The sequence below is a fragment of the Nocardioides sp. genome, from assembly GCF_041913365.1.
Taxonomy (GTDB): domain Bacteria; phylum Actinomycetota; class Actinomycetes; order Propionibacteriales; family Nocardioidaceae; genus Nocardioides.
Genome location: NZ_JAYSFM010000015.1, coordinates 22,853 through 41,332, shown reverse-complemented (window position 1 = coordinate 41,332; position 18,480 = coordinate 22,853). Strand labels below are relative to the sequence as shown.

At 71.8% G+C, this 18,480-nt stretch carries 22 protein-coding genes; 14 read left to right on the top strand and 8 right to left on the bottom strand.

Translation table 11 applies throughout. The annotated features are described in order from the left end of the window. Positions 1-4 precede the first annotated feature (4 nt). The 6 genes from ACE3QY_RS20735 (at position 5) to ACE3QY_RS20710 (ending at position 5,430) form a co-directional block, all read left to right on the top strand. Positions 5-574: a DUF6642 family protein gene (locus ACE3QY_RS20735; RefSeq protein WP_374457960.1), complete on the top strand. Its 570-nt coding sequence runs from the start codon at positions 5-7 to the stop codon at positions 572-574. Positions 575-593: 19 nt separating this feature from the next. Continuing rightward, positions 594-1,238 carry a hypothetical protein gene (locus tag ACE3QY_RS20730; RefSeq protein WP_374457959.1) on the top strand — a complete coding sequence of 215 codons (645 nt, stop codon included), beginning with the start codon at positions 594-596 and terminating at the stop codon, positions 1,236-1,238. A gap of 52 nt (positions 1,239-1,290) precedes the next feature. Continuing rightward, on the top strand, positions 1,291-2,616 hold the full coding sequence (locus ACE3QY_RS20725; protein ID WP_374457958.1) for a sensor histidine kinase: 1,326 nt from the start codon (positions 1,291-1,293) through the stop codon (positions 2,614-2,616). Next, positions 2,613-3,281, top strand: coding sequence for a response regulator (locus tag ACE3QY_RS20720; protein ID WP_374457957.1), 669 nt, complete (start codon positions 2,613-2,615; stop codon positions 3,279-3,281). The genes ACE3QY_RS20725 and ACE3QY_RS20720 overlap by 4 nt, the downstream gene beginning before the upstream one ends. Positions 3,282-3,361: 80 nt before the next feature. Beyond that, entirely contained in the window at positions 3,362-4,243 is an 882-nt protein-coding gene (locus tag ACE3QY_RS20715; protein ID WP_374457956.1) for an ABC transporter ATP-binding protein, read from the top strand. Continuing rightward, a complete protein-coding gene (locus ACE3QY_RS20710) occupies positions 4,240-5,430 on the top strand; it encodes an ABC transporter permease (RefSeq protein ID WP_374457955.1) in 1,191 nt (396 codons plus the stop codon). The genes ACE3QY_RS20715 and ACE3QY_RS20710 overlap by 4 nt, the downstream gene beginning before the upstream one ends. Before the next feature lie 21 nt (positions 5,431-5,451). Here the strand turns inward: ACE3QY_RS20710 and ACE3QY_RS20705 are convergent, their stop codons facing one another. Genes ACE3QY_RS20705 through ACE3QY_RS20680 form a run of 6 tightly spaced genes read right to left on the bottom strand, consistent with a single transcriptional unit; the run spans position 5,452 to position 10,735 of the window. Continuing rightward, on the bottom strand, positions 5,452-5,916 hold the full coding sequence (locus ACE3QY_RS20705) for a YqaA family protein (RefSeq protein ID WP_374457954.1): 465 nt from the start codon (positions 5,914-5,916) through the stop codon (positions 5,452-5,454). After that, the gene (locus ACE3QY_RS20700) at positions 5,913-6,527 is read right to left on the bottom strand and encodes a CDP-alcohol phosphatidyltransferase family protein (RefSeq protein ID WP_374457953.1); all 615 of its coding nucleotides are present in this window, start codon (positions 6,525-6,527) and stop codon (positions 5,913-5,915) included. Before ACE3QY_RS20700 ends, ACE3QY_RS20705 begins: the two co-directional genes overlap by 4 nt. 43 nt (positions 6,528-6,570) lie before the next feature. Beyond that, entirely contained in the window at positions 6,571-7,170 is a 600-nt protein-coding gene (locus ACE3QY_RS20695; RefSeq protein WP_374457952.1) for a nucleoside triphosphate pyrophosphatase, read from the bottom strand. Next, positions 7,167-8,858, bottom strand: coding sequence for a DUF885 domain-containing protein (locus ACE3QY_RS20690; RefSeq protein WP_374457951.1), 1,692 nt, complete (start codon positions 8,856-8,858; stop codon positions 7,167-7,169). Before ACE3QY_RS20690 ends, ACE3QY_RS20695 begins: the two co-directional genes overlap by 4 nt. A gap of 33 nt (positions 8,859-8,891) precedes the next feature. Next, a complete protein-coding gene (locus tag ACE3QY_RS20685; RefSeq protein WP_374457950.1) occupies positions 8,892-9,116 on the bottom strand; it encodes an acyl-CoA carboxylase subunit epsilon in 225 nt (74 codons plus the stop codon). Continuing rightward, positions 9,116-10,735 carry an acyl-CoA carboxylase subunit beta gene (locus ACE3QY_RS20680; RefSeq protein ID WP_374457949.1) on the bottom strand — a complete coding sequence of 540 codons (1,620 nt, stop codon included), beginning with the start codon at positions 10,733-10,735 and terminating at the stop codon, positions 9,116-9,118. Before ACE3QY_RS20680 ends, ACE3QY_RS20685 begins: the two co-directional genes overlap by 1 nt. A gap of 61 nt (positions 10,736-10,796) precedes the next feature. Between ACE3QY_RS20680 and ACE3QY_RS20675 the strand changes: the two genes are divergently transcribed. The 6 genes from ACE3QY_RS20675 to purE all read left to right on the top strand — a co-directional run bounded on the left by ACE3QY_RS20675 (position 10,797) and on the right by purE (position 15,293). Beyond that, entirely contained in the window at positions 10,797-11,597 is an 801-nt protein-coding gene (locus ACE3QY_RS20675; RefSeq protein ID WP_374457948.1) for a biotin--[acetyl-CoA-carboxylase] ligase, read from the top strand. 38 nt (positions 11,598-11,635) lie between these two features. Beyond that, positions 11,636-12,139, top strand: coding sequence for a PH domain-containing protein (locus tag ACE3QY_RS20670; protein WP_374457947.1), 504 nt, complete (start codon positions 11,636-11,638; stop codon positions 12,137-12,139). Then, positions 12,129-13,136: an adenylate/guanylate cyclase domain-containing protein gene (locus tag ACE3QY_RS20665; protein ID WP_374457946.1), complete on the top strand. Its 1,008-nt coding sequence runs from the start codon at positions 12,129-12,131 to the stop codon at positions 13,134-13,136. The genes ACE3QY_RS20670 and ACE3QY_RS20665 overlap by 11 nt, the downstream gene beginning before the upstream one ends. A gap of 95 nt (positions 13,137-13,231) precedes the next feature. Next, a complete protein-coding gene (locus ACE3QY_RS20660; protein WP_374457945.1) occupies positions 13,232-13,546 on the top strand; it encodes a winged helix-turn-helix domain-containing protein in 315 nt (104 codons plus the stop codon). Between the two features lie 42 nt (positions 13,547-13,588). Next, on the top strand, positions 13,589-14,758 hold the full coding sequence (locus ACE3QY_RS20655; protein WP_374457944.1) for a 5-(carboxyamino)imidazole ribonucleotide synthase: 1,170 nt from the start codon (positions 13,589-13,591) through the stop codon (positions 14,756-14,758). A 4-nt stretch (positions 14,759-14,762) separates the two neighbouring features. Next, positions 14,763-15,293, top strand: a complete 531-nt coding sequence (purE, locus tag ACE3QY_RS20650; protein WP_374457943.1) for a 5-(carboxyamino)imidazole ribonucleotide mutase — start codon at positions 14,763-14,765, stop codon at positions 15,291-15,293. On the opposite strand, the gene arfB is transcribed toward purE, so the two are convergent. Then, positions 15,290-15,718 carry an alternative ribosome rescue aminoacyl-tRNA hydrolase ArfB gene (gene arfB / locus ACE3QY_RS20645; protein WP_374457942.1) on the bottom strand — a complete coding sequence of 143 codons (429 nt, stop codon included), beginning with the start codon at positions 15,716-15,718 and terminating at the stop codon, positions 15,290-15,292. The two genes, purE and arfB, sit on opposite strands and share 4 nt — an antisense overlap. A 53-nt stretch (positions 15,719-15,771) precedes the next feature. Here arfB and lhgO point away from each other — a divergent pair, with 53 nt between their 5' ends. Further along, a complete protein-coding gene (gene lhgO, locus ACE3QY_RS20640; RefSeq protein ID WP_374457941.1) occupies positions 15,772-16,971 on the top strand; it encodes an L-2-hydroxyglutarate oxidase in 1,200 nt (399 codons plus the stop codon). A 31-nt stretch (positions 16,972-17,002) separates the two neighbouring features. Continuing rightward, a complete protein-coding gene (locus tag ACE3QY_RS20635; RefSeq protein ID WP_374457940.1) occupies positions 17,003-17,986 on the top strand; it encodes a Gfo/Idh/MocA family protein in 984 nt (327 codons plus the stop codon). Positions 17,987-17,989: 3 nt separating this feature from the next. Here the strand turns inward: ACE3QY_RS20635 and ACE3QY_RS20630 are convergent, their stop codons facing one another. Then, positions 17,990-18,430: a CoA-binding protein gene (locus ACE3QY_RS20630; protein ID WP_374457939.1), complete on the bottom strand. Its 441-nt coding sequence runs from the start codon at positions 18,428-18,430 to the stop codon at positions 17,990-17,992. Positions 18,431-18,480: the final 50 nt, after the last annotated feature.

Sequence of the window (18,480 nt, the reverse complement as noted above, 5' to 3'; positions counted from 1 at the left end):
TCGGGTGAAACTGCCGGGGATCTTCTGCTTGGAAGGCGAGTGGGACGATGATCTTCGCCGTAGACGATCCGTCCTACCGATTCTCGAGCTCTTCGAACGGCTGGGCATCGCGAGGTACGTCCACCGCGATGTCGCGACGCGTGAAGAACTCGCCTACTACCTCAAGCGATGGCGTCTCAAGAGCTATCAGGACTACCAGTTGCTCTACCTTGCGATGCACGGAGACATCGGCGAGCTGGACCTGGGTCGTGACACGCTGCGTCTACCGGATCTGGCGGAGCTGATCAGAGGCAAAGCGGCTGGGCGCACGATCTATTTCGGATCATGCTGGACGATGCTGGAGGACGAGGCCGAGCTGCAGCGATTCGTCCGGACGACGGGCGCGACTGCCGCGGTTGGATTCTCGGAAGAGGTCGATTGGCTCGAATCTGCCGGTTTCGAGGTCTTCCTGATCCAGAAGCTGCTTCAAGGCAGACGGAGCGACGCCTTCTTCGCGAGCATCACGCGGGAGCATCCCGCTCTGGTCGGCAAGCTCGGGCTGACTGTGGCGACGAAGACGAAGACGTACTACTGATGAAGATTGAGGGGAAGCATTGAGTCGACTTGTCGCCTACTACGAGGATGAGCCGGTCCGCACGAAGGGATCTGTCGAGGTCGAGCAGCTCCCTCTGGCCGATGGGGGCGCCATCCTGACGTCGGACGGTGAGGTCAGGGCGAACGTGGTCTACGTCGTCGTGCCGAATCCTGTTGGGAGTCCCTTGCACGTCCCCTTCGCCGCCTTTGACGAGTGGTTCCTCCGCGATCGCTATGGCGAGGCGCTACGGATCGTCAACACGCTCGGAGCGTCGAGCATCGAGTGCAAGACGTCCCGCGACACCCGTAAGGGCACGGGGATCACCGGAACCGTCAAGGGCTTCGGGGCTGGAATTCGAAGGAACCGACGCCAGACCAGCTTGTTCGACTACTCCCATGCCGGCACCGGAAGCCAGCCGCGGGATCCTCGCCCACTCAGGTGGCCGGATGAACCCGGTTTCGGAGCGGCAGTGTCGAGCGTCTTGGACAACAAGGCAACGACAGTGACCATCAACATCAGCAGCACGACGCGTCATTCCGTGAAGGGCAGTCTCGGCAAGAAGCTCGCTGCCTTCGGGTTCGAGCTTGGCGTGAGTGGTGAGAGCAGTGACGCGGTCTCCTTGCACATGGTCGCGAAGTTCCCCGAGAGATCGCGCTGGCGCTGATCTCCGTCGTACGACGGATCCCCGGGCGCGGCGGGCTGACTACCCTCACCCCGTGTCCACCCTCAGCGAGCGCGTGCTCGACGTCTTCGGCGTCGACGACCCGTGGGAGCGTCCGCGTCCGGCGATCGGTCGTCCCGACGTGGTGTGGGCGGGCGCGATCGCGGTCCTCGGCCTGCTGAGCCTGGAGCTGGTCCGCAGCGGCGGCGGCCTGGAGCACACCGACGCACCGGTCTGGAGCCAGTGGCTGGTCGTGCTGTCGGGGGCGGGGCTGCTGCTCGGCCGGCGGCGCTGGCCGCTCGTGGTCGCGAGCCTCGCCGCGGCCCACATGTTCGTCTCCGGCGTGACCATGCCCGAGGTGATGGGCCAGCTGCCCAGCCAGATCGTCTACTTCGTCGCGATCCTGTCGGGGGTCTCGTGGGCCCGCGACCGCCGGGCGATGCTGCTCGTGGTCGGCGCCATCCTGCTGTTCATGTTCGCCTGGCTGAGCTGGCAGTTCGCCCTCGGCTCCGCGGTGCAGGAGTGGTACGACGACCTCGGCGAGGGCGAGCAGGAGGGGGTCTTCCCGGCGATCCCGGCCGCCATCGCGCTGACGATGCTGATCAATGCGGTCTACTTCGGCGGCGCGGTCGCCGGTGGCGTCGTCTCGTGGCGGTCCGCGCGGCAGCGACACCGCCTCGAGGAGCAGGCGACGACGATCGCCGCGCAGGCCGGCCGCCTCCGGGAGCAGGCCGTGGTCGACGAGCGGCTCCGGATCGCCCGTGAGCTGCACGACGTGGTCGCCCACCACGTCTCCGCGATGGGCATCCAGGCCGGTGCCGCGCGGCGCGTGCTCGACCGCGACCCCGACGCCGCGCGCACCGCCCTCGCCAACGTCGAGGAGGCCTCGCGTGACGCGGTCACGCAGATGCGCCGCCTGCTGGGCACGCTCCGTGAGGGGGAGCAGGTGACCACGCAGGCCCGCACGACCGAGGCGGGCGTCGGCGACCTGCCGCGGCTCGTCGCCGAGGTGTCCGGCGACGGCCTGGCCGTGACCCTCGACGTGGTCGAGACCCAGCAGGACGCGGCGACGCGGCTCCCTCGGGCCATCGGCCTCGCCGTCTACCGCACCGTGCAGGAGGCGTTGACCAACGTGCGCCGGCACTCCACCGCCGACACCGTCTCGGTGGTCGTACGTGTCGACGAGTCGCACTCCACGCCGTACGCCGAGGTGGAGGTCGTCGACAACGGCCGTCCCCGCCACGGCACGTCCGGCAGCGGGCTGGGGCAGCTCGGCATCCGCGAGCGCGCCGCCACCCACGACGGCCAGGTCGACATCGGCCCACGGGTCACCGGCGGCTACCGGGTGCGCGTGCGCTACCCGTTGGGGGCCGGCTCGTGACCGACACCCTGAAGGTGCTGCTCGTCGACGACCACGCGATGGTGCGCTCGGGCTTCGCGATGGTGCTCTCCGTCGAGGACGACATCGAGGTGGTCGGCGAGGCCGCCGACGGGCTGCAGGCGATCGAGAAGGCCCGCGAGTCGCGCCCCGACGTGGTGCTGATGGACGTCCAGATGCCGCGGATGGACGGCATCGAGGCCACCCGTCACCTCGTGGCCGACGACCTCGGGCACGTCGTCATCGTGACCACCTTCGACCGCGACGACTACCTCTTCGACGCGCTCCAGGCCGGCGCCAGCGGCTTCCTGCTGAAGAACGCCGGTCCGGAGCAGCTGCTCGACGCCGTACGCGCTGCGGGCCGGGGCCACGCCCTGCTCGCCCCGGAGGTCACCCGCCGCGTCATCGGGAGGATGGCCGGGCGCGAGGCCGCGCCGGAGCGTCCCGAGCCGCCGGCGCTGGCCGGCCTCACCGCCCGCGAGCGCGAGGTCCTCGTCCTGCTCGGCCGGGGGCTCTCCAACGGCGAGATCGCCGCGGAGCTGGTGCTGGGCGAGGCGACGGTCAAGACCCACGTGTCCAACGTGCTCGCCAAGCTGCACCTGCGCGACCGCGTGCAGGCGGTGATCTACGCCTACGAGGCCGGCCTCATCCTCGCGACGGAGGACTGACCCGCGCCGGCGCGGCTCCGCCTCGAAGTTCCGCCGCGCGACGGATCCCGCGGCCCGCTGGGCCCCCTAGCGTCGTGGTCATGTTGGAGATCAGGGAGCTGACCAGGCGGTTCGATGAGAACACCGCCGTCGACCGCGTGTCGTTCGAGGTGCCCGACGGCCAGATGACCGGCTTCGTCGGCGCCAACGGTGCCGGCAAGACCACGACCATGCGGATGGTCATGGGCGTGCTGGGCATCGACGGCGGCGAGGTGCTGTGGCGGGGGCACCCGATCACCCGCCTCGACCGCCGCTCGTTCGGCTACATGCCGGAGGAGCGCGGGCTCTACCCCAAGCAGCCGATCATCGACCAGCTCGTCTACGTCGCCCAGCTCAAGGGCATGGAGCGCACCGCGGCGCGGACCGCGGTCACCGAGCTGCTCGAGCGGTTCGGGCTGGGCGAGCGGACCAAGGACCACCTCGAGAAGCTGTCGCTCGGCAACCAGCAGCGGGTGCAGATCATCGCCTCGGTGCTGCCCCGCCCGGCCGCGCTGATCCTCGACGAGCCGTTCTCGGGCCTGGACCCGGTGGCCGTCGACTCGATGGTCGACCTGCTGCGGGAGTACACCCGCGACGGGATCCCGGTGCTGTTCTCCAGCCACCAGCTCGACCTGGTCGAGCGCCTGTGCGACCGGCTGGTCGTGCTGGCCCAGGGACGTCGGGTCGCCGCCGGGACGGTGTCGGAGCTGCGCGATGCGGGGGTACCGCGCTTCCGGCTCGTCCTCGGCGGCGACGCCGGCTGGGTCCGCGACCAGCGCGGCCTCGAGGTCCTCGACCTCGACGGCACGACCGCCCTGGTCGAGGTGCAGCAGGCCGGCGCCGAGCAGCAGCTGGTCGCCGAGGCCACGAGCCGCGGCGACGTCCACGAGTTCGTCCGGGTGCGCCCGGCGCTCAGCGAGATCTACCGGGAGGCCACGGCATGAGCACCCACACCAGTAGCGACCACCGCGAGCCGGCCTGGCTCCTGGTGACCCGCCGCGAGATCGTCTCGCGGATCACCGACAAGTCGTTCCTCATCGGCACCGTGCTGATGATCGCCATGATCGTCGGCTTCATCGGCTTCACCGCCTGGCAGGACGAGAAGACCGTGCACACCACCCTGGGCGCGACGCCCGACGCGGTGGCGATGGCGACCGCGATCGCCGACAACGCTGCCGACGTCGACGACAAGGTCGAGGTGGAGCTCGTCGAGCTCGTCGACGAGGACGCCGCGAAGGCGGCCCTGCGCGAGGAGGAGGTCGACGCCTGGCTGCACCCGGTCGACGGTGGCTGGCAGCTGACCTCGGAGTCGAGCGAGCAGGACTCGCTGACCGACGTCGCGCGCGTCGTCATACGCCAGCAGGTGCTCGCCGACAACGCCGCCGACGTCGGCAGCACCGTCGAGGCCCTCGAGGCCGGCAGCACGGTGTCGACGGACTTCCTCCGTGGCGATGCCGAGAAGGCCGGCGTGGCCGAGGCGGTCGGCTTCGTCTTCGTCTTCCTCTTCTACTTCGCCGCCCTGATCTTCGGCATGCAGCTCGCGTCGTCGGTGATCGAGGAGAAGCAGAGCCGGATCGTGGAGATCATCGCGGCCGCGATCCCGCTGCGGCACCTGCTCGCCGGCAAGGTGCTCGGCAACACCGCCCTGGCGCTGATCCAGCTGCTGACGTACCTCGCGGTGGGGCTGGTGGGGCTGTCGTTCACGCCCTACAAGTCCTACGTCCCCGCGCTGTCGGGCCCGACGATGTGGTTCATCGGCTTCTTCGTCGCTGGCTTCATCGCGCTGGCCTGCCTCTGGGCCGTCGCCGGCTCGCTGGCCTCGCGCACCGAGGACCTCCAGGCCACCTCGACGCCGCTCACGATGCTGATGCTCGTGATGTTCTTCGGCGGCCTCTCGCTCGAGGGCCGCGGCCAGGTGATCGCGTCGTTCGTCCCGCCGGTCTCCGCGGTGGTGATGCCCAAGCGCATCCTCGCCGGCGGCGTGGCCTGGTGGGAGCCGCTCGTGGCCCTCGGCCTGCTCGCGGTCTTCGCCGCGGTCACCGTGTGGGTGGGCGAGCGGCTCTACCGCCGGGCGCTGCTGCAGACCGGCGGCCGGGTCAGCCTGCGACAGGCCTGGTCCGCCGCCGAGTGAGGCCGGGCCGTGGTGCCGGCGTCAGAGCCAGCCGAGGAAGGTGCTGGCGCCGGCCACCACGACCCAGAACCGCAGGCCGCGGCCGAGCAGGCCGGTGACGAGGAACGTCCAGAAGTTCACCCGCAGCGTGCCGGCGAGCACAGCGGTGACGGCGTACGGCGGGAAGCCGGTGAACGCGGACACGAAGAGCAGCCCGGCGGTGAACCACGGCCGTCCCTCGGCGCGGGCGTGCCAGCGCTCGAGCGAGGCCTTGGCCTTCGGCTTCTCCAGCTGGCGGCGCACCCAGGGCGCACGCTCCACCTCGACGGCGCCCCAGTACCAGAGGATCTTGCCGAGCATCTGGCCGATGGTGGCCGCGACGACCAGCGCGAAGGCGTGCTGCTCCTGCTGGGAGATGGTGACGGCGAGGATCGCCTCGATGTTGATCAGCGGCAACAGCGCGGAGGCGACCGACGCGCCGAAGATGCTGGCGTAGACCCAGATCATGCGGCTCCGGGGACCGGGATCCCGATCCGCACCAGGCGGTGCAGCGAGACGCACTTGAGCACCAGCAGCGCAGTGGCGATGGCGAGGCCGACCCACATCCAGCCGGTGACCAGCAGCAGCACCGCGAACAGCGCGCTGTTGACTGCCTTCGCGGGCTTGGACCAGTTCCACAGCCAGATCGGCCGGTCGATCACGAAGAAGTAGTTGGGACTGCGCACCGGCCACGCCAGGAAGGCGATGGAGAGGAAGCAGTCGACGACCATGAACTCGGCGAGGTAGACGAACACCGCCGGGGAGAGGTCGGGCTGCAGCCAGGCGAGCCCGATGTAGAACGCGGCTGCGTTGAGCCGGTCGCACATGATGTCGAGGACCGCGCCGATGCGGGTCTCGCAGTCGCGGACCCGGGCGTAGAAGCCGTCGAGCATGTCGCCGACCCAGTAGACGCCGAGCGCGACGACCAGCAAGGTCAGGCTCTCCTGGTGGGCGGCGACCGCGGCCAGCACCACGCTGGCGATCGTGCGGACCGCGGTGATCACGGTGGCGCCGGTGAGCAGCCGCTCGTCCCGGACGCCGTAGCGGTCGTCAGGGTCGGCGACAGGCTGCGCCTTCACCGTGCCAAGCTCCCCGCTCCCCACGGTGCGAGATCGTATCGGGTCACGCCCACAGATCCGGCCATGCGTGGCCGAGCTCGATGACGAGCTCGCGCAGGAGCGGCAGGCTGACGCCGACCACGTTGTGGTGGTCGCCCTCGATCCCGCGGACGAACGCACCCCCGAACCCGTCGATCGTGAAGGCTCCGGCGACGTGCAGCGGCTCGCCGGTGGCGACGTAGGCGTCGATCTCCTCGTCGCTGACGTCGGCGAAGTGGACGGTGGTCGAGGCCGTCGCCGCGGCGACCCGTCCGCTGGCCACGTCGCGCAGGCAGTGGCCGCTGTGCAGCACGCCGGACCGGCCGCGCATCGCGCGCCAGCGCGCGCGGGCCTCGTCGGCCTCGTGGGGCTTGCCGAGGGCCTGGCCGTCGAGCTCGAGGACCGAGTCGCAGCCCAGCACGAGACCGTCCGCGGGCACGTCGTCGCGCTCCGCGACCGCCGCGCACTTGAGCTCGGCCAGCTGGAGGGCCAGCTCGGCCGGCGGCAGGTCGGTCAGCTGCGACTCGTCGACGCCGCTGACGATGACGAGCGGCTCGATCCCCGCGGTGCGGAGCGTCGAGAGCCGCGCGGGGGAGGCGGAGCCGAGGACGAGGGGTGTCGTCACAGCCGCTCCAGCGCCGCGCGCAGCGGGTCGAGGCCCAGCGAGCCCAGGTCGAGCGCGGCGCGGTGGAAGGCCTTGAGGTCGAAGTCGTCGCCGTGGCGCTCGGCGACCTCGGCGCGCGCCTCCAGCCAGATCCGCTCGCCGACCTTGTAGGACGGCGCCTGGCCGGGGAGGCCGAGGTAGCGCTTGACCTCGAACTGGATGAACTCGTCGTCCATCCGGCAGTGCAGCCGCATGAACTCCAGGCCCAGCTCGGGCGTCCAGGTCTCGCCGGGGTGGAACGCCGTGCCACCGGGACCGAGGCGGTTGTCCTCGGGGATGGTCAGCTCGAGGTGCATCCCGATGTCGATGATGACCCGGGCCGCCCGCAGGGACTGGCCGTCGAGCATCCCGAGCAGGTCGGCGGGGTCGTCGAGGAAGCCGAGCTCCTCCATCAGCCGCTCGGCGTACAGCGCCCAGCCCTCGCCGTGGCCGCTGCACCAGCACATCAGCCGCTGCCAGCGGTTGAGGGTGTCGCTGCGGTAGGCCGTCTGGGCGACCTGGAGGTGGTGACCCGGGACGCCCTCGTGGAAGACCGTGGTGACCTCGCGCCAGGGGTGGAAGTCGTCGATGCCGTCCGGCACCGACCACCACATCCGACCCGGACGGGCGAAGTCCTCCGAGGGGCCGGTGTAGTAGATGCCGCCGTCGTTGGTGGGGGCGAGCATGCACTCGATGCGCCGGATCGGCTCGGGGATGTCGAAGTGCACGTCGGCCATCGCCGCGATGGTGCGGTCGGCCAGGTCCTGCATCCAGTCGCGGAAGGCCTCGCGGCCGTGCACGACGCGCTGCGGGTCGGCGTCGAGGTGCGCCACCGCCGCGTCGACGTCGGCGCCGGGCAGGATCCGGTCGGCGGTCGCGGTCATCAGGTCGGAGAGCCGCTGCAGCTCGGTCCATCCCCAGGCGTAGGTCTCGTCGAGGTCGACCTCGGCGCCGAGGAAGTAGCGGCTGGCCAGCGCGTAGACGTCGCGGCCCACGCCCTCCTTGTCCTTGCCCTGGGGCTCGAGCTCGTCGCTGAGGAACAGCCCGAACGCCGCCGTCGCCGCGCTCGCCGCTGCCGCCAGCGCGCGGAGCTCGGCAGGGTCGCCGGCATCGAGCCGGTCCACCAGGCCGAGGTAGAAGTCGCCCGCGTCACCAGCCTGGCCGGTCCAGCGGCGCACCTGCTCGGCCACCTCGGCGTACTGCCGGGCGGCGACCACGTGGCCCTTGCGTGCCTCGTCGGACAGCGTGACGCGCAGGCCCTCGAGCGCGGCCGGCACGGCGGCGAGCCGGGACGCGATCGCGGCGACCGCCTCCTCGCCCTCGGTCGGCATGAGGTCGAACACGCCGCGGATCTCGTGGAGCGGGCTCCAGAGGACCGACATGCGCGACCGGTTGACCCCGGCGTCCTCGAGCTCGATCTCCAGCCGGGTGCGCTCGAGGAAGGCGTCGCGCGCCGCGGCCTCCCGGTCGTCGACCGGGGTGGCCGCCTCGACGGCCGCGACGACGGCACGGTTGAGCGCCTCCCGGGCGTCGTAGCCCGCCGGGGAGAAGTCGGTCATCTCGTGCTCGTGGCCGGCGACCCCGATCGAGGTGGCGGTCAGCGGGTCGAGGGCGCAGAAGTCCTCGACGTAGGCGTCGCAGAGGGCATCGATGGTCCGGGTCTCGGTCACGGGGGCGACCCTAGACCCGCGCGCCGACAGCAGTCAGCGGGGCAGGCCGCTCGCGCGCCAGGCGCCGGCGCCGTGCCGGTGCGTGGTGCGTACGCCACGTGCCGGGAGGTTCCACGACGGGCGCGGCTTCCTCGGGGCCGGGGCGCCGGCCGAGCCGAGCGCCGAGAAGACCGCGACCAGGGCGGCGACCTCCTCGGGGGTGGCGTCGGGGTTGACGACCCGCAGCAGCGGCTGACTCTGTTCGTTCTCTGCGTTCATCAGAGCGGGATGTTCCCGTGCTTCTTGGGCGGCAGGCTCTCGCGCTTGGTGCGCAGCAGCCGCAGGGCGCGGACGACCTCGACGCGGGTCTCGTGGGGGGCGATGACCGCGTCGACGTAGCCGCGCTCGGCGGCGATGTAGGGGTTGGCCAGCGTGGTCTCGTACTCGTCGATCAGCTCGGCGCGGCGGGCCTCGACGTCGCCGCCCTCCTCGCCGACCTTCTTGAGGGTCTTGCGGTGGAGGATGTTGGCCGCGCCCTGGGCGCCCATGACCGCGATCTGCGCTGTGGGCCACGCGACGTTGATGTCGGCGCCGAGGTGCTTGGAGCCCATCACGTCGTAGGCGCCGCCGTAGGCCTTGCGGGTGATGATCGTGACGAGCGGGACTGTCGCCTCGGCGTAGGCGTAGATCAGCTTCGCGCCGCGGCGGATGATGCCGTCCCACTCCTGGTCGGTGCCGGGCAGGAAGCCGGGCACGTCGACGAAGGTCAGCACCGGGATGTTGAAGGCGTCGCAGAACCGCACGAAGCGGGCTGCCTTCTCCGAGGCGTCGATGTCGAGGCAGCCGGCGAACTGCATCGGCTGGTTGGCCACCACGCCGACCGAGTGGCCCTCGACGCGGCCGAAGCCGACGATGATGTTCGGCGCGAAGAGCTCCTGGACCTCGAGGAACTCCTCGTCGTCGAGCACGGCGGTGATCACGTCGTGCATGTCGTAGGGCTGGTTCGCGCCGTCCGGGATGATCGTGTCGAGCGCCCGGTCGAGGTCGGTGACCTCCATGTCCGGGGTCTCCTCGAAGTCCGGGGCCGGGTCGAGGTTGTTCTGCGGGAGGTAGGACAGCATCGCCTTGACGTACTCGATGGCGTCCTCCTCGTCGGAGGCCATGTAGTGGGCGTTGCCGGACTTGGTGTTGTGGGTCCGCGCGCCGCCGAGGTCCTCCATCGTGACGTCCTCGCCGGTGACGGTCTTGATCACGTCGGGCCCGGTGATGAACATCGCGGAGGTCTGGTCGACCATCACGGTGAAGTCGGTGACGGCGGGGGAGTAGACGTGCCCGCCGGCGCAGTTGCCCATGATCAGGCTGATCTGCGGGATCACGCCGGAGGCGTGGACGTTGCGGCGGAAGATCTCGCCGTAGAGGCCCAGGGAGACCACGCCCTCCTGGATCCGCGCGCCGGCGCCCTCGTTGATGCCGATGATCGGGCAGCCGGTCTTGATCGCGAGGTCCATGACCTTGGTGATCTTCTCGCCGTAGACCTCGCCCAGCGAGCCGCCGAACACGGTGAAGTCCTGGCTGAACACGCACACCATCCGGCCGTTGACCTCGCCGTAGCCGGTCACCACGCCGTCGCCGTAGGGGCGGTTCTTCTCCAGCCCGAACGCCGTCGAGCGGTGCCGCGCCAGCTCGTCGAGCTCGACGAAGGTGCCCTCGTCGAAGAGCATCTCGATCCGCTCGCGGGCGGTGCGGCGGCCCTTGGCGTGCTGCTTCTCCACGGCCTTGGCCGACCCGGCGTGGACGGCCTCGTCGAGCCGCTGCTCGAGGTCGGCGAGCTTGCCGGCGGTGGTGTGGAGATCGATCTCGTCGGGAACCTCGGTTCCCTCGCCCGGCTGTGCACTCACGCGCTGTCCTCCTGGAGTGTGGCTGGTCCGTCGGTGGTCCCTCTGGGGCAATCTAGTGCCCATGAGTGACTCGCCCGCACCTCGCCCACCCATCGACCTCGACCGGCTGGTCGCGCCCACGGGGTGGCGGGTCGAGGTCGAGGCGGCCACGCCCTCCACCAACGCCGCCGTCGCCGAGCGCGGCCGCGCAGGGGAGGAGCCCGGCCTGGTCCTGGTGACCGAGCACCAGACCGCAGGTCGCGGCCGGCTCGACCGGACCTGGGAGACGCCTGCCCGCTCCTCGCTGACCTTCTCGGTGCTGCTGCGACCCGACGTACCGGCCCAGGCGTGGTCGTGGATCCCGCTCCTGACCGGGTACGCCGTCCAGGCCGCGCTCGCCGACCGGCTGCCCGACATCGCGCTGAAGTGGCCCAACGACGTGCTCGTCGACGGCGGTGACTCGGGCGCGGGCCGCAAGGTCGCCGGGATCCTGGTCGAGCGCATCGAGACCGACCGCGGGCCGATGGCCGTCGTCGGGATCGGCATCAACGTCGACCAGACGCTCGACGAGCTCCCCATCGCGCTCGCCACCTCGGTCTCCCTGGAGACGGGCGAGCCGGTCGAGCGGACCGGGCTGCTCGGGCAGGTGCTCGGCTCGCTCCACGGGCTGCAGGGCCTGCTCGACGACACGGAGGCGCTGCGCCGGGCGTACGCCGACGTGTGCGTGACGCTGGGCCGGACCGTCGACGTGCACCTGCCGGACGGCACCGTGCGCCGCGGCGAGGCGCTCGACATCGACGCGACCGGGGCGCTGGTGGTCGGCACCGACGACGGCGCCTTCACCGTCGCGGCCGGCGACGTGGTGCACGTGCGACCTGCCTGACCGTCGCGTCGCGACGTGCCTAGTGCCATGATCGGCGCGTGGCTTTCCCGACCAAGCTCCTCAACGAGGGCGAACACGTCGTCGTCTCCACCCGCACGCACGTCAAGGCGCTGATCCTCCCCGGGATCCTCGTCGTGGTCGCGCTGGCGGTGGCGCTCTTCCTCACCGGCCTGATCGACAGCTCGGTGGCCCGCCTGGTGATCTGGGTGGTGTTCCTGGGCGTGGTGGTCTGGTTCGTCGTCGGGCCGTTCCTGCGCTGGCTGACCACGACCTACACCTTCACCAACCGCCGCTTCATCAAGCGCTCCGGCTTCATCGCCAAGGAGGGCCGCACGATCCCGCTCAACCGGATCAGCGGCGTCGACTTCGAGATCGGCGTGATCGACCGGATCTTCGGCTGCGGCACGCTGGTCGTCTCCGACGCCAGCACCGACGGCAGCGTGGAGCTCAGCGACATCCCGCGCGTCGAGGAGGTCCAGCTGCAGGTCTCCAACGAGCTGCATCGCCTCGCCGGCGGTGACCGCCGCGACGATGGCTCCTGACCGCGGCCGCCGTGAGGAGCCTCCGGCCCGGGCGCCGGGGGAGCAGCTCGACGACGCCATCCTCCGCAGCACGCCCGAGTTCAACGCCCTGGAGGTGGCCGCCGAGACGGGCGTGACGATCGAGCAGACCCGTCGGCTCTGGCGCGCGCTGGGCTTCCCGGAGTTCGTCGGCGAGAAGGCCTACACCGCGGCCGACGTCGAGGCCGTCGCCACCTTGATGAGCTTCGTCGACGCCGGCGCGGTCGACTTCGACATGGCGGTGAACCTCACCCGTGGCGTGGGCCAGACGATGGCCCGGCTCGCGGACTGGGAGGTCTCCACCCTCGTCAGCCGGGTGGAGGAGATGGAGCGCGGCGAGGACGCCACCGGCTCGCGCATCGGCTCGGCGATGAAGCTGATCAACGAGGTCAACCCGCCCTTCGAGCGGCTGCTGGTCTACGCCTGGCGGCGCCACCTCGCCGCCGCCGTCGGCCGGATCGAGGCGATGGGCGCCAAGGACGAGGACCTGCACACCATCGACGTCTCCGTCGGGTTCGCCGACCTGGTGTCGTTCACCGCGCTGTCCAACACCCTCGACCGCGACGAGATCGGCGACCTCGTGGAGGTCTTCGAGAGCCGGTGCCAGGACGTGGTGGCGCGCTACGGCGGCCGGATCATCAAGAGCCTCGGCGACTCGGTGCTCTTCGTCACCAACGGCGCCGAGGACGCGGTCGCGGTCGCCGAGGGGATCATCAACGTCATCGGCCGCGACGCCAAGATGCCCGACGTACGCCTCGGGCTGGCCAGCGGACCCGTCATCCAGCGGCTCGGCGACATCTTCGGCCCGCCGGTCAACATGGCCGCCCGGCTCACGCAGGTCGCCCGCCGCAACCGGCTGATCGTCGACCAGAACACCGCGGACCTGCTGCCGTCGGCGGAGTGGGAGAGCCGTCGCCTCCCGGCCCGCCCGGTGCGCGGCTTCGGGCTCGTGGAGCCGGTCGCCGTACGTCGTCGCTGACCGGCGCCGCCCGCGCGCCGAGGTGGACCAGACCAGTTCTCCACAATTCACCCATAAGGGTCCCCTAAGACCCGCGGGCTGCCTACCTTCGCCCCGTGCTGGCTGTGCAAGACGTACGACTGGATCCCTCGACGCGACAGGTCTGGAGGGGCGAGCGCGAGATCAGGCTCTCGCGCAAGGAGTTCCAGCTCCTGCATGCCCTGATGGCGCGCCCCGGTGACATCGTCACGCGCGGGGAGCTGATGGCGGACGTGTGGCAGACGTCGTTCTACACGAACTCCAAGACCATCGACGTGCACCTCGGGTGGCTGCGCCGCAAGCTCGACGACGACCCGCGCAACCCCACGCTGATCACCACGCACCGGGGTCGCGGCCTGCGCTTCGAGTCGGGCGCAGCGGTCGCCGGCTGAGCCGGGCCCGAGGTCCGCGCGCGCCTTCTATAGGCTCCGGGCGTGTCCTCGACCGGCTCGCACCGCGCCCCCACGCTCGCCGTTATCGGCGGAGGCCAGCTGGCCCGGATGATGGCCCAGCCCGCGATCGCGCTGGGGCTGCCCCTACGCCTGCTCGCCGAGGCCGAGGGCGTCTCCGCCGCGCAGGTCATCCCCGACCACCTCGTCGGCGACTACACCGACCTGCCGACGCTGCGCCGGGTCACCGAGGGCACGCGCGTGGTGACCTTCGACCACGAGCACGTGCCCACCGACCACCTGCACGCACTCGAGGCGGAGGGCGTCGCCGTACGCCCCGGTCCCGATGCGCTCGTGCACGCCCAGGACAAGGCGGTCATGCGCCGCCGGCTCGCCGAGCTCGACGTGCCGTGCCCCCGCAACGCGGTGGTCACCGCGACGGCCGACGTGGAGGCCTTCGGGCTGCCGTGCGTCCTCAAGACCACCCGCGGCGGCTACGACGGCAAGGGCGTGTGGGTCGTGCGCGCCCTCGACGAGGCGCAGGCCGCCCTCGACGCTGCCGCAGCCGCCGGCGTGGAGGTGCTGGCCGAGGAGCTGGTCGACTTCCGCCGCGAGCTGTCGGCCCTGGTCGCCCGCTCGCCGAGCGGCCAGGCCGCGGCCTACCCGGTCGTCGCCTCCACGCAGCTCGACGGCATCTGCCACGAGGTCATCGCCCCCGCGCCGGACCTCGCGCCCGCGCTGGCCGGTCAGGCGCAGGAGATCGCCCTGCGCATCGCCGGTGCGCTCGACGTCACGGGCATCCTCGCCGTCGAGCTCTTCGAGACGACCGACGGCCGGATCCTGGTCAACGAGCTGGCGATGCGTCCGCACAACACCGGCCACTGGAGCCAGGACGGGGCCGTGACGTCCCAGTTCGAGAATCATCTCCGCGCCGTCATGGACCTCCCGCTGGGCTCGCCGGCCCCGCGCGAGCGCTGGACCGTGATGGTCAACATCCTCGGTGGACCCACCGACACCGGCCACCTGTACGACGGCCTGCCGCACGCGATGGCGCGCGACCCGCAGCTGCGCGTGCACTTCTACGGCAAGGACCTCCGCCCGGGCCGCAAGGTCGGGCACGTCAACGCCTACGGCGACGACCTCGAGGACTGCCTCGAGCGGGCACGGCACGCCGCCGCGTGGTTCCGCGGCGACCTGGGCAACGAGAGCGAGTGAGGCCATGAGCGAGCAGCAGCAGGCACGGGTCGGGATCGTGATGGGGTCGGACTCCGACTGGCCGGTGATGCAGGCCGCCGGCGAGGTCCTCACCGAGCTCGGCGTCGCCTGGGAGGCCGACGTCGTCTCCGCGCACCGGATGCCGACCGAGATGATCGCGTGGGGTCAGGAGGCCCACACGCGTGGCCTGTCGGTGGTCATCGCCGGCGCCGGGGGAGCGGCCCACCTGCCGGGCATGCTCGCCTCCGTCACGCCCCTGCCGGTGATCGGCGTCCCCGTGCCGCTGAAGTACCTTGACGGGATGGACTCCCTGCTCTCGATCGTGCAGATGCCGGGCGGGATCCCGGTCGCCACGGTCGCCATCGGCAACGCCAAGAACGCCGGCATCCTCGCCGCCCGGATCCTGGGCACCAGCGACCCCGAGCTGCAGCAGCGCCTCGTCGACTACCAGTCGTCGCTCGCCGAGACCGCCCACGCCAAGGGCGACGTCGTACGCCAGGCGGCTGCGGGCAGCACCCGCCGCGTCGGCTTCTAGTCGGTCACGCGTCCCCGGAGCGACTTGGTCCGGGCCCGCTGCTTCTTGGCCTGGAGCCGCCGCTCCTTCGAGCCGCGGGTCGGCTTCGTCGGCCGGCGCGGGGGAGGCGGCGGCGCCAGCGCCTCGCGCAGCTGCTCCGCCAGGCGCTCGCGCGCCGCGACCCGGTTGCGGTGCTGCGAGCGGTGCTCGGAGGCCGCGATGGTGACCCGCCCCGACGGCCACCGCCGCAGCGCCCGCGCCCGCTGGGCGTCGGTGAGCGCCGCCGACGACGCGACGTCGTAGTCGAGCTCGACCCGCGAGTCGGTGGTGTTGACCGACTGCCCGCCCGGCCCGGGTGACTTCGAGAACCGCTCGACGAGCTCGGCCGCGGGCACGACCAGGCCGTCGGGCAGGCCCGGTCCGGCCGGGACGTGGAGGTCGCGCATGGCCCCATTCTGGGGTTGACGCCCGTCGCGGCGACCCACCACCGTCTGACGGCATGGGGGACAGGACCGTGGGAGTCGTCGGCGGCGGCATCCTCGGGGTGGCGATCGCGCGCGAGGTCGTGCGTCGCCGGCCCGGGACCGAGGTGGTCGTGCTGGAGAAGGAGGACCGGCTCGCCGCCCACCAGACCGGCCACAACTCCGGCGTCGTCCACGCCGGCATCTACTACCGCCCCGGCACCCTCAAGGCCGAGCTCTGCACCCGCGGCCGACTGCTGCTGCGCGACTTCTGCGCCGAGCACGCCATCGTGTACGACGAGTGCGGCAAGCTCGTCGTCGCGGTCGACCGGGAGGAGATGGGGCGCTTCGACGCGCTGGAGCGGACGGCCACCGCCAACGGCGTCCCGGGGCTGCGGCGGCTGACGGCGACCGGGATCACCGAGGTCGAGCCGCACGCCGCCGGCCTGGCCGCGCTGCACTCGCCGGCCACCGCGATCACCGACTACGTCGCGATCACCCGGGCCATCGCCGACGAGGTGGTCGCCGCGGGCGGCCGGGTGCGGCTGTCCTCCCCGGTCACCGGCATCCGCCGGCAGGGCGGGCGCGTGGTCGTGGACGTCGCCGGCGACGGCGCGCCCGTGGTCGTGGACCACCTGGTGGTCGCGGCCGGCCTGCACGCCGACCGCGTCGCCCGGCTGGTCGGCGGGGAGCAGAGCCCGGCGATCCTGCCCTTCCGTGGCGAGTACCTCGCGGTCAGCCGCGCCAAGCAGGAGCTGGTGCGCGGCATGGTCTACCCCGTCCCCGACCCGCAGTACCCCTTCCTCGGCGTCCACTTCACCCGGCGCGTCAGCGGTGCGCTCGAGGTCGGCCCCAACGCGGTGCTCGCCACCCGGCGTGAGGGCTACCGCCGCCGCGACGTCTCGGCCGCCGACCTCCGCGAGGTCCTGGCCTACCCCGGGTTCTGGCGCCTCGCCCGCGCCCACTGGCGTACGGGCATCGACGAGGTCGTCGGCTCGGCCTCGACCCGGGCCTTCATGCGCACGGCGTCGCGCTACGTGCCGGAGATCGACGCCGGCGACGTGGTGCGAGCCGACAGCGGCGTCCGGGCGCAGGCGGTCGACCGCGACGGCAGCCTGGTCGACGACTTCCGCATCACCCAGGCTGACGGTGTCACCCTCGTCCGCAACGCCCCGTCGCCGGCGGCCACGTCGAGCCTGGCCATCGCGGCGCACGTCGTCGACCAGACGTGGGGATGATCCGGGCGGCGCTGATCCCTAGGGTGTGCCCATGACCACGCGCTGGGGCATCGCCGCCACGGGCGGCATGGCCGCCGCCTTCGCCACCGACCTCGCTCTCGTGCCGGACGCCGAGCTCGCCTTCGTCGGAAGCCGCGCGCCCGAGCGGGCCGCCGACTTCGCGGGCCGGTTCTCCGCGTCCGCGTCGGGCACCTACCGCGAGCTGCTCGCCGCCGACCTCGACGTGCTCTACGTCGCGACGCCGCACCCGCAGCACCACGCGCTCGCCCTCGCCGCGATCGATGCGGGCATCCCGGTCCTGGTCGAGAAGGCGTTCACCGCCACCCTCGCCGGCGCCCACGAGGTCGTCGACGCCGCGCGCGCGGCCGGTCTCTTCTGCATGGAGGCGATGTGGACCCGCTTCCAGCCCGCGGTCGTGCGTGCCAAGGGACTGGTCGACGCCGGTGAGATCGGCGAGCCGCTCCTCGTGCAGGCCGACTTCGGCGCCGAGCGCGTCTACGACCCGTCCAGCCGGCTGTTCGACCTGACCCTGGGCGGCGGCTCCGTGCTCGACCTCGGCGTCTACCCGATCTCGCTCGCCCAGTACTTCCTCGGCCGCCCGGACCGCGTCACGGTCGCCGGCACCAAGTACCCCAACGGGGCCGACCGGTCCGCGGCGATCCACCTGGCCCACGACGACGGCCGGGCTGCCGCGCTGACCTGCACGCTCGCGGCCGACACGCCCGGCCGGGCGGTCGTCGTCGGCACGGAGGGCTCGATCGAGCTGCTCCCGCGCTTCCACCACCCCGAGCGCTTCGTCGTACGCCGCAACGGGCAGGAGGCGGTGGAGGTCGAGGAGCCGGCGACCGGCGCCGGCTACTTCCACCAGGCGGTCGAGGTGCAGCGCTGCCTGGCCGAGGGGCTCACCGAGAGCCCGACGATGCCGCTCGCCGACACCCTCGACGTGCAGTGGGTGCTGGAGGAGTGCCTCGCCCAGCTCGGGATCGAGATCGGCGAGGCGCCGGTCGAGCTGTAGGACTCAGCGGTCGCGCTTGCGCCACTCGATGGCCGGGCAGGTGTTCATCACCATCGGCACGCCCGCCGCGACGGTCCGCTCGAAGGCGGCCTCGTCGATCACGCCGAGCTGGAACCACACGCCGCCCGCGCCGATCTTCACCGCCTCGTCGGCGAACTGCCCGGCCGCCTCGGAGCGGCGGAACACGTCGACCACGTCGATCGGGAAGGGCACGTCGGCCAGGCTGGCGTAGCCGGGCTCGCCGTGGACCGCGAGGGCGCCCGGCTCGGCGAACTGCGGGTGGATCGGGACGATCCGCTTGCCGCGCTCCTGGAGCAGCCGCGCGATCGACCAGGCGGTGCGCCCGGGGTCACCGGAGAGCCCGACGATCGCCCAGGTCTCGGCCTCGTCGAGCATGTGGTCGATGGTGGCCTGGTCCTGCCAGTCCTGCTGCGACGTGGTCATGACCACACCGTAGACGGCTGCTCCAGAATGCTTGGACGTCCTAGAATCCC